This window comes from Okeania sp. SIO3B5 (assembly GCF_010692555.1).
GTDB lineage: Bacteria > Cyanobacteriota > Cyanobacteriia > Cyanobacteriales > Microcoleaceae > Okeania.
Genome location: NZ_JAAHHG010000336.1, coordinates 1 through 10,971, shown reverse-complemented (window position 1 = coordinate 10,971; position 10,971 = coordinate 1). Strand labels below are relative to the sequence as shown.

Annotated in this window: 4 protein-coding genes; 2 read left to right on the top strand and 2 right to left on the bottom strand. The window is 39.4% G+C overall.

The genetic code is table 11. From position 1 onward, the window contains the following. The first annotated feature begins 406 nt into the window (after positions 1–406). Positions 407–1,594 (top strand): YbjN domain-containing protein, encoded by a 1,188-nt coding sequence (locus F6K54_RS30865; RefSeq protein ID WP_293086422.1) that lies wholly within the window; start codon positions 407–409, stop codon positions 1,592–1,594. Between the two features lie 197 nt (positions 1,595–1,791). Beyond that, positions 1,792–3,897 (top strand): ATP-binding protein, encoded by a 2,106-nt coding sequence (locus F6K54_RS30860; protein WP_293086419.1) that lies wholly within the window; start codon positions 1,792–1,794, stop codon positions 3,895–3,897. 987 nt (positions 3,898–4,884) lie between these two features. On the opposite strand, the gene groL is transcribed toward F6K54_RS30860, so the two are convergent. Then, the gene (groL, locus tag F6K54_RS30855; protein ID WP_293086416.1) at positions 4,885–6,567 is read right to left on the bottom strand and encodes a chaperonin GroEL; all 1,683 of its coding nucleotides are present in this window, start codon (positions 6,565–6,567) and stop codon (positions 4,885–4,887) included. 1,212 nt (positions 6,568–7,779) lie between these two features. Further along, complete coding sequence (locus tag F6K54_RS30850; RefSeq protein ID WP_293086413.1) at positions 7,780–9,540, bottom strand: DMT family transporter; 1,761 nt, start codon at positions 9,538–9,540, stop codon at positions 7,780–7,782. Positions 9,541–10,971 lie beyond the last annotated feature (1,431 nt).

Genomic DNA, 10,971 nt, shown 5'->3' with positions numbered 1-10,971 from the left:
TCCGATTATTTTGCTGAATATAAAAAACAATAACTTGGAAAGTTCTCTTATAAGTGATTTCAAATCGGATATGCCTATGTTATTTCCAGATTTTGATTGGGATAAGTATGTCACTATATATCAATCCTTACAGTTGTAAAATAAGCTTGCCAGTAGTGAAATATTAGGAAGCGTCCCATTTGGAAAAATTTGTAGTGCCAGCATCTTGCTAGCTTTCGGTGATTCTAGGGAGCAAGATGCTCCTACTACTATTGCGGTAAGTTTATAATGATATCTAACAACAAGTCTAAAGCAATACAAAAGCTTTCATATTTGAGATTTTCTAGTAATTTCTATTGATTATAAGATCATTATTCTGAGAAAAAAATATCCTTATTAAAGCCTCTGGGTTTCACATTCTTTGACCATGGATAACTATAAATTCAACCTTAATTTAACCTTTTGTGAGGGTACGCCTTCACCCTTCACTACTCGCGTTGTCAACATTGCTCTCACTGCCCAGGAAGACATCATCAACGAATGTCGCCTAAGCCTTCAAGTAAATCCCACTTCCTACCAACAAATCGAAACCCACGCCCTCTTTAACCTTAACTCTGAATTTCGTGGTCCCTTTTCTAACGGTGATTTCTTGCCTGATACTGATATTCAACTGGAAATCACCCTCAAACCAGACTTGCTCCCCCAACTCTCAGAACACGCCAACACCCCTGAAACTGTTGCGACTTATCTCACTAACCTCAGCCAACAATCCCCTTTGCCCCCAAATGCTTCCCCATCTGATACCGAACCCCAGTCACCATTGTCCTCCAATCCCCTCCTCAACACCGAAAATTGGTTTTGCCTATCTGTCAAACAAGACCAAGACTCTGGCGAAACAGGCTATACCACCTTTTGGAATTACGTCAATCCAACAATCCTTAACCATCCTGAAACCGCCAGGGAACAAATTGCCGAAGGCATCACCAACTTTGCCGAAAACTGGGCTGCGGCCAACCTGAGCGCTGCAACCGAAGATATTGCTGAGGAACTCGTTAAAGGAATCACCAACCTCTTTGAGGGATTTGAAACCTGGCTCGATAACGCTTTTTCTGAGGATAACGATAACGACACTGACGATTTGGCCCGCGAAAAATCCATCCTAGCAACCATCATTGCCTACTTCACAAAAGACGATTGGACCTTCACTAAACTCCAAGGACAATCCGTTTTACAAATGGCCTACCAGGGCAAAAACGGTCTCTGGAACTGTTATGCTCAAGCTAGAGAGACTGAAGAACAATTTGTTTTTTATTCGATCTACCCTGAATTGGTCTCCGAAGAAAAACGATTGGCCATAGCAGAACTACTCACCCGTATCAACTATGGTTTAATCATCGGCAATTTCGAGATGGACTTTAACGACGGTGAAATTCGCTACAAAACCAGCATTGCTGTTGAAGGCAACATCCTGAATTATCAAGTCATCAAACGGTTAGTGTATGCCAATGTTACAATCATAGATTACTACTTACCAAGTATCCGGGCAGTGATGAATGAGAATATTTCACCAGAAGAAGCGATCGCCCTCATCGAAAGCGACCACAGGATCTCGTAGTGCGATACATCCAAACTGTTAACGAACTCAGAATTCAGTCAGAAGTCAACCCACCCCCAACCCCTCCCAGGAGGGGAGCAGGAAGGGAAGTAGGGGATTTGAGCAAGGCTCCAAAAATATTGCGCCTTAAAAGGCGGGGTTTTATACCCATGTTATTTTGATACATTCTCTGAACTAAAAATATTAAAATACCACAAATGTTCAACGATCTGCTCTCAGCATTACAAAGGTTAGATAAATTACTAGAGCAAGCAGTAATAAAAGCACAAGCTTTCTACGGTTCAGAAGTTGCTAATGACCCTTATCGAGGTCTGCGTATCGATCCAGATGAGGTCAACCGACTCCTAGATCGTCAACCTGGGATACCTTTGTTTGCAGTAGATACTGAATCTGCTCAAATGAACATTATACCATTAAACTGGTTAAAACAAACTTTCGATTTGTCTGAGTTTGATTTGGACTTGATGCTCATTGCCCTAGCTCCAGAAATTGATTTGCGTTACGAGCGTCTCTATGCCTATCTTCAGGATGATGTTACTCGCAAGCGACCTAGTGTTGATTTAGCCCTAAATTTACTCTGTCCCTCCGCTGAAGCAAAACTGCTGCAACGAGTCCATTTTGCTCCTGATGCACCCTTAATCAAACACGGCTTACTTCACTTAATTCCTGACACCCATCAGGTTAAGCCACCAATATTATCCTATTATTTGAAACTGGACGACCAGGTTATCCATTTTCTCTTAAAACAAAAGGGACTTGAACCGCGTTTAGGATTATGGTGTCAATTATTAGCTCATCCTGCTGTTGAGGATAAATTCCCCATTCGGGATGAAATCAAGCGGATACTTCCTAAACTAATCACCCAAGCTCAAAATACACACCAACCTTTACTTATCTATTTCTCTGGTTTGCACCCTGCTGAGAAACGCCGTGGAGCGATCGCTCTTGCAGCTCAACTTAACAGGCAGTTATTAATTGCCGATTTAGCTCAAGCTTTAGCAATTAAGGAAAACTTTGACCAACTGCTAAAATTATTGTTTCGTGAAGCTTGTTTTCACAATGCTATTGTCTATCTGGAAAATTTAGATGCGCTACAAACCAAAGAGCAGCATCTGTCATATAAAAACTTACTTGATAGACTAGCTGAGGTGAAAGATGTGGTAATCTTATCGGGAGTACAGTCGTGGGTAACAACTTTCGATACTAAAGGTATGATTACTGTGCCTTTTCCTAACCCAGATTTTTCCCAACGGCGTATCCACTGGCAAGCAAATTTGGAATCCAAAGGAATTGTACTTAGCGATCGCCAACTGGATACCCTTGCTAATCGTTTTCGTTTGAGTTCAGTTCAAATAGCAGGTGCAGTTACAAATGCTTGTAATCAGGCTTTGTGGCTTTCTGCTTCAGAATTTGAGGAGTTGCCGAACAGCACAATTCAGCCTACTCTAAATGACCTATTAGTATCAGCTCGTGAGCAATCTAGTAACAATTTAACTGAATTAGCCCGCAAAGTTAACTCTAAGTATAATTGGCAAGACATTATCTTACCAACCGATCAACTTGCTCAACTCAAAGAAATTTGCAATCAAGCCAAATATCGTCATATCGTTTATGATAAGTGGGGTTTTCACCGCAAGCTATCCATTGGTAAAGGTTTAAATGTACTATTTTCTGGTCCACCGGGTACAGGCAAAACAATGGCTGCGGAAGTTATCGCTAATGAACTACAGCTTGAGTTATACAAGATTGATTTATCCCAAGTTGTCAGTAAATACATTGGGGAGACAGAGAAAAATCTGAACCGCATTTTTCTAGCTGCGGAAACAGCTAATGCCATCCTGCTGTTTGACGAAGCAGATGCTTTGTTTGGCAAGCGTTCTGAAGTTCGAGATTCCCACGATCGCTACGCCAATATTGAAATTGGTTATCTATTGCAGAAGATGGAGGAATATGAAGGTATATCAATTCTGACGACAAATCTACGTCAAAATTTAGATGAAGCATTCGTGCGTAGGTTAGCGTTTACGGTTCACTTTCCCTCACCAGATGAAGCAAGTCGTCAGCAGATTTGGGAAGGAATTTGGACTGAGGAAATCCCCTTGTCACCAGATATAGATTTTGATTTTTTGGCGCGACAGTTTAAATTGAGTGGTGGGAATATTAAAAATATTGCCTTAGCTGCTGCTTTCCTAGCTGCTGAAGCTGATAGTGCAGTAATGATGGAACATCTTTTACAAGGAATTCGGCGTGAGTATCAGAAGATGGGCAAGGTATGGGATAATGCCGTTCCTAGAAACCTATGATAATCTATATATGATGTACTTCGCATTCTCAAACGTTTAACTCAAATTGCGTTAGAAGGAATTGATTGAAAAAGGCAGCTATGCTGAAGGCAGAAACGAAAATTGCTTATGGATAAGTCTTCGACGCGCCACAGGGTATTCAACCCGCAAAATAAAAGATAAAGTAAATAAAGCAGGAGTTAGGAGACAAAATTAATTACTGGTGGATTGATAGAGATACTAACAATTAAACGTCCTCAGTGCAGGCATCTTGCCCGCGACTGGTGTACCTCACCAAGTGGAATTCTCTGTATTTCATTAATTGATAATTGATAATGGATAATTATCTCTGGTTAAAACCGTTCTTGATTGAACATAAGGAAATATTATTTCTTCTCTTAGTCGATTGGATATGGCGAGGTTTTCTCAGCATCCCTCGACCGCTTTTTTTCCCTTTAAAAGGGGAGGCTTTAAACCAGAATTATTTAATAGACATCTCCATAAAAGAGGGAATAGGGAATAGGGAATAGGGAATAGAGAAGAATAATTGATGATTTATGGATAATAATTTATTTTCTTTTTGATTTTTGGAGATGTCTAATTAGGGTTTGCGTATGGAAAGTCTTTTTGCTGGGGTAGGAGACAGGAGACAGGAGACAGGAGACAGGAGAAATGGGAATGAGCGAGGAGGTAGGAGCTAAGTTTTGTCTCTCAATTTTTCTGCCATAATCATTCCAAAATACTAGCTTTATGCAGCTCTTACCACCGAAAAGCTGGTACATTTTTCAACTCTAAAACGCTAAAACCAATATCAGTCAATACTTTTATAATTAATCAGCAAACCCTAATTATTAATTTTTTATTATTCAGTAAATTTGTTGGGTTGCGCTGTCGCTTAACCCAACCTACAACTAAGAATATTGCTAGTCATCTTTAGATGACTTAAGCTATCAGCCAAGGATTTCAATCCTTGGCTAATATAGGCTTGGCTAATATAGACAGGCAATATTACATCATACCCATGCCAGGCATACCCATGCCGCCCATGCCGCCCATGCCGCCCATGCCGCCCATGCCGCCCATGCCGCCATCCATATCTGGCATCGCAGCTTTCTTCTCAGGTTTCTCAACAACCACAGCTTCAGTAGTTAATACCATACCAGCGATGGAACCCGCATTTTGCAACGCAGAACGTACTACCATTGCAGGGTCAGGAATACCAGCAGCAATCATATCTTCATATTCACCAGTTATGGCATTAAAACCAACACTGAAATCAGTAGAACGCACTTTCTCAACAACTACCGAACCTTCTTCACCAGAATTATCAGCAATCTGACGTAAAGGTGCTTCTAAAGCACGTTTAACAATATCAGCACCAATCTGCTCTTCCTCATTTAAACTACCTTTCAATTCATCAACCTTAGTTGCCAAATGAATTAAAGTAGTACCGCCACCAGGCACAATACCTTCTTCTACAGCAGCTTTAGTAGCATTCAAAGCATCTTCTATTCTTAACTTGCGGTCCTTAAGTTCAGTTTCTGTTGCTGCACCAACCTTAATCACTGCTACCCCACCAGCTAACTTAGCGATGCGCTCCTGTAATTTCTCTTTGTCATAATCAGAATCACTCTCTTCAAGCTGTCCGCGAATTTGAGCAATGCGCTTTTTCACTTCCTCTGCTGTATCACCACCAGCAACAATAGTGGTATTGTCCTTATTAATAGTGATTTTCCGACCAACTCCCATCATATCTAAATCTGCCATCTCCAGATTGAGACCTACTTCTTCAGAGATAAGTTGACCACCTGTGAGAATAGCAATATCTTGGAGCATAGCTTTACGGCGATCGCCAAAACCAGGAGCTTTCACAGCAGCAACATTCAATACACCCCGTGCTTTATTCACAACCAAAGTAGCTAAAGCCTCCCCTTCAATATCCTCAGCAATGATTAAAAGAGATTGACCCGCACGAGCAACTTTTTCTAGCACAGGTACTAAATCTTGAACAGAGGAAATTTTCTTATCAGTGATGAGAATGCGAGCATTTTCAAACTCAACTACTAAACGCTCTTGGTCAGTAATAAAGTATGGAGAAAGATAACCACGGTCGATTTGCATCCCTTCAACAACTTCTAAATCTGTAGATAGAGACTTAGATTCTTCAACAGTGATTACCCCATCTTTTGTAACTTTATCCATTGCCTCAGCAATCATTTGTCCTACTTCTGCATCACCACCAGCAGAAACCGTAGCTACTTGAGCGATCGCTTCTCCTTCTACTGGTTTAGCAACTGCTTCTATTTCTTTGACTAGCTGATTAATAGTTTTTTCAATCCCTTTACGCACTGCTACTGGGTTTGCACCAGCAGTTATATTTTTGAGACCTTCTCTAATCATAGATTGAGCTAAAACCGTAGCAGTAGTTGTGCCATCTCCAGCAATATCTTTTGTTTTGGATGCCACTTCCTGAATAAGTCTAGCACCTGTATTTTCAAGAGGGTCTTCTAGTTCGATATCCTTGGCCACAGTAATCCCATCATTCACGATGTGTGGTGCGCCAAATTTTTTCTCTAATAATACATTTCTACCTTTTGGACCCATAGTGATTCGGACTGCATCAGCTAGGGAATTGATTCCTCGCTCTAGAGCGCGTCTGGATTTATCATTAAATTCTACAATTTTGGCCATTAGTCTTTCTCATATTACTTCCAAATAAAAATTTAGCACTCGGCGAGGTAGAGTGCTAGTTCGTGGAAACCGTACATAATACCTAGGGTTTGCTGAAAAAGTCTTTTTTAAGGAGTAGGGGAGCGGGGGAGTAGGGGAGTAGGGGAGTAGTAGCGCGTCAAGCTTGAAATAGTGTTTTAGGAAAATTCTCCAAACCTTATTCATAGCAAGAACTATACTAAAAAATTTAATACATCTTTTTCAGCTTGACGCGCCAGTAGGGGAGAATTTTTTTGCCCAACTATGCGCTAAAAATGCGCTCCATGCATGACCATGAAGAGCTGAAAACCATGTACTTTTTCAATACCTAAAAAGGCTAAAACCTTTATCTGGCAATTATTTGATATTTAATCAGCAAACCATACCTACATTCTGCACGACAAAACGTAGCACAAGAATACAAGTCATGCATCGAGTGCTTCATTAATGGATAATTGATAATGGATAATTGATAATTACCTCGGGTTTTAACCGTTACGGAATTGAATATATAGCAATGAGCGCTCAGGTATTTACAATGTCCAGTTCAAAGTGCAGTCTAGAAAAGGTGTACAAAAGATAATGTGTAAATATGCCAGCGCACATTGCTATAAGGAAATATTATTTCTTCTCTTGGTCGATGGTCAGACAGCGAGGAGACCTCGCCATCCCTCGACCGCTTTTTTTCCCCTTAAAAGGGGAGGCTTCAAGGCGCGAATTATTTAATTATTAATTAGTTAATTATTCGGTAATTCTGAGGTTTTCTCAGAATGTAAGACGCGCTCAAGACAGTCAAAAATCAAAAGTCATGCATTAAGAAGTAAGAAGAAAATTATAGTGGTCAATTAGGAGTCAATGATTCAGCAAGTATTTATGCTTAGTTTTTCACTGAGAATTTGACTTCCAATCAAGGTAAATGAAGATAATTTATATAGTATAAATACTTAAGCAAGCTACGGATTTTATACTAACTTTTATGTTACAAATTGAAGTTCGGAATGTAGGTTTGAAATACATGATCCAAGATTGCCAGATTTTGATATCATATCTAGCCCTTTGGTATCTAGCTCTTTTGTATTATTTGTGTAAACCCAAGAGTGAATATATATACGAAATTTAAGTTTTTTTCTTACTTTTAAACCTTCATGCTTCTCCCCTCTTCCTTCTTACTTCTTTCCTCTTCCTTCTTCCTTATTAACTTGTTTTTTGCCTTGCTGCAAACATTCTTTCAAAACTCATTGCAGCAACACCAATAATTACCAAAACTATGCCAAAAACCTGCCTTACTCCTAATACTTCTCCAATAACTAAAAGAGCAAATAAAGCAGTTAAAGCCGGACCAGAAGTACCAATTATAGATGCTCTTGCAGCTCCAGCAAATCTAATAGCAAAACTATTTAATACATAGCTAGAAAGTGTTAGAATCCCCAGAATAATACCACCAAAAATTAAACTAGGCCACACATTCACACTAGGGTCTATATTGATATTAACCGACCATTCTGTAGGCAAAGGCATCATTAAACCTAAAGCAGAAAATACAAAAATTCCTGCAAAATTCACTAAGCTAAAAGGAATGGGATGAAGTTTTCCTGCTGACATTTGCGTAAGAATAACATACCCAGAAAAAGTAGTTCCAGCACCCACAGCAGCCAAAATTCCTTGTTGATAATCACCCTCTCCACTAGGAAGGACTAAAAACCCTCCGACAACAATAAGAACCATCGCAAAAACTCTTACCATAGAAGGGCGATCGCCAAATAATCCCCAAGATACTAAAACAGTAATAATTGGATAAATAAAGAAAATTGTAATAGCAATAGCAGTAGGAATATTACCTATAGAAATATATATCAATACCTGAGAAAGGAATAAAAAGAAAGCACTACCAATAACCTTCCACCATAAAGAAAAATTTCTAGATTTAATCAGCCGCTCAATATCGCTCCAAACCGCAGGATAGAGAAATGTTGCAATTATAGGCATCAACAACATAACTACAATTAGTCGTAGTAATAAAATTAATAAAGAATTACCCACATTAGGAGCGATCGATCCTTCTACCGGAAATAAGCCTAAAATTGTACTAGGTTGTGGAGACGTATTAAGGATAACTTTAATAAAAACATTAAATAAAGATAACAATGCTGCTGAAAGTAGAGCCAAAATCAAACCTACCTGAACTTGAGAAGCAGATTTTTTAGATTTGCCAGTAGACTCAGTTTTGGACTTAGGAGATACTTCTGGGGACTCCCCAGGAGATGTCATCAACATTGATTTTCCTGAAGAAGCAGTATTTACTAAGTTCTTAGACTCAGACCGAGAAGTTTCATAACTTCCAGATGAAACTGCACTATTATTTTCCAGTTGTGCCTGAAGACGACTGACCAAAGCTTCTAGAATAATCTCACCTTGCTGTTCCATACTACGCATACTATTTAACTGGACAGAAAGGTCACTTTGGTAACTATCCAACTCCTGTTTTAATGCCTCAAATGTTCCACTCAGAATACTAGATAAAGAATCTCCAAATTCATTAGCAGTCCCATAATAATTATTTGAAGGATTAGTCATTGGTAACTCTCCCCCAGGAATACCAGCTTGTTGTAGTCCCGGATCGACACTATCCGTTAAATCTCTAATTTTTTGGCCTAACTGTTTTTGTAAGTTATTAGCCAAAACCTGGGCTAATTGTTTAAGCCATAATTGTTGCTGGGCTATTTGTCGCTGAGATAGAGATTCGAGCTGTTTAGATTGCAACTGTTCATATTGCTTTCGTAATTTACTTACATCTTCACTAAGTTGTTCTTTCTCGACTTTCAGTTTGTCTATATCTTGGCTTAAGTGATTAGTCAGATTTTGACGAAAACTATCTAAGTCTTGAATCGCTAATTTCAGGACTTCTTCTGGTGATTTGGGAGTTTCAGCTCCATAATTTGGGGGTTGAGTAGTCATTGTCCCTATAGATATTTTAACTGATACCGCGAAAAGTCCCACTCCATAAGGTACGTTGGGATTGGGGCGGAACGATTAACGAAGTCAGAAGTCAGAAGTCAGTAGGGGTGGTTTCCTATGGAATGCTCCGCAAACGCGAACCACCCGTACAGAAGTTATTTTTGTAACGGGGATTTGAGCAACCCTCCAAAAATATTTTGCCTTCAAAGGCGGGGTTGCGCGAACCATATTATTTTGATAAATATGGGGAATATTTTTCCACCTTTTTCTCCTATTGCCTCTATCCCACGGACAACTCCATGGCTCCAATCAAGATACCAAATGGCTTCTATTTTGGGACATATTACCTCCACAATATCTCCACATTAATACATTAATACTAAGACGATAAGCTTTCATGCGGAAAGTTTATTTTTTAACTGAGATACTTTTCCTGGTGGTGGTGCATTTTCATTAATTGATAATGGATAATGGATAATTGATAATTACCTCTGGTTAAAACCGTTACGGAATTGAATATAAGGAGATATTATTTATTTTCTCTTGGTCGATTGGAGGACAGCGAGGAGACCCGAAGAGTGACAGAGCCGCTCCGAAGATCGCCATCCCTCGACCGCTTTTTCCCCTTAAAAGGGGAGGCTTCAAGGCCCGAATTATTTAATTATTAATAATTAGGGCTTGCTGATTAAATCTAAAAGTATTTACACATAAAGGTTTTAGCCTTTTTGGGGCCTAAAAAAATGCCTGGGATCACGTCTAAAACCCTCAAAAAGGAGCGTATTTTAGGCTCATAGTTAGGCAGAAAAATCATTCTGACAAAACTTAGCTCCTACCTTCTATAAGTACCCCGTTCCTCCTGTCTCCTGTCTTCCCCTCCTGGGAGGGGTCAGGGGTGGGTTGTCTCCTGTTTCCTACCCTCACCCATAAGACTTTTGAGCGCAAACCCTAATTAATAATTAATAATTCGGTAATTATTTTTGTTACGAGATACTGCAGTGGGAGTATCTTGCTGCCGTACCAAGAATTTTTTGTTCCTATCTGCCATTACAGGAGTTAGACAAAAGATAAAATTATAAAGTCCATTTATTAGGAGTTTCGCCGTGTAGGACTTAACGGCCGTTAACCCCTACCAAAATTAAGATTGTTATGCGTAGGCCCTGACTTAAATACTAACTAAGATGCCCAAAACATAATCATCAAACTAGCAAAAGTAATATTCGATCGATAATGGTCAATCTGTAGATTATTTTGTTACATCATGTCCAGTAGCATCGGAGCGTGTATAAAATAAAGGTGACACTCTTGAGAAAACCTTCTGCCTCCCCCCCCCCTTTCAAAGCTATGCTTTATAAACATCTTTCTTAACATAAAAATTGACAAAATAGACAAATTATGTTTAAGACTTTAAAAGCCTTTTTATAAAAAGAAATT

Excerpts from the sequence above, each read along its gene's own strand:
- F6K54_RS30850 (WP_293086413.1), bottom strand. The coding sequence starts at position 9,540 with ATGACTACTCAACCCCCAAATTATGGAGCTGAAACTCCCAAATCACCA.
- F6K54_RS30860 (WP_293086419.1), top strand. The coding sequence starts at position 1,792 with ATGTTCAACGATCTGCTCTCAGCATTACAAAGGTTAGATAAATTACTA.
- groL (WP_293086416.1), bottom strand. The coding sequence starts at position 6,567 with ATGGCCAAAATTGTAGAATTTAATGATAAATCCAGACGCGCTCTAGAG.
- F6K54_RS30865 (WP_293086422.1), top strand. The coding sequence starts at position 407 with ATGGATAACTATAAATTCAACCTTAATTTAACCTTTTGTGAGGGTACG.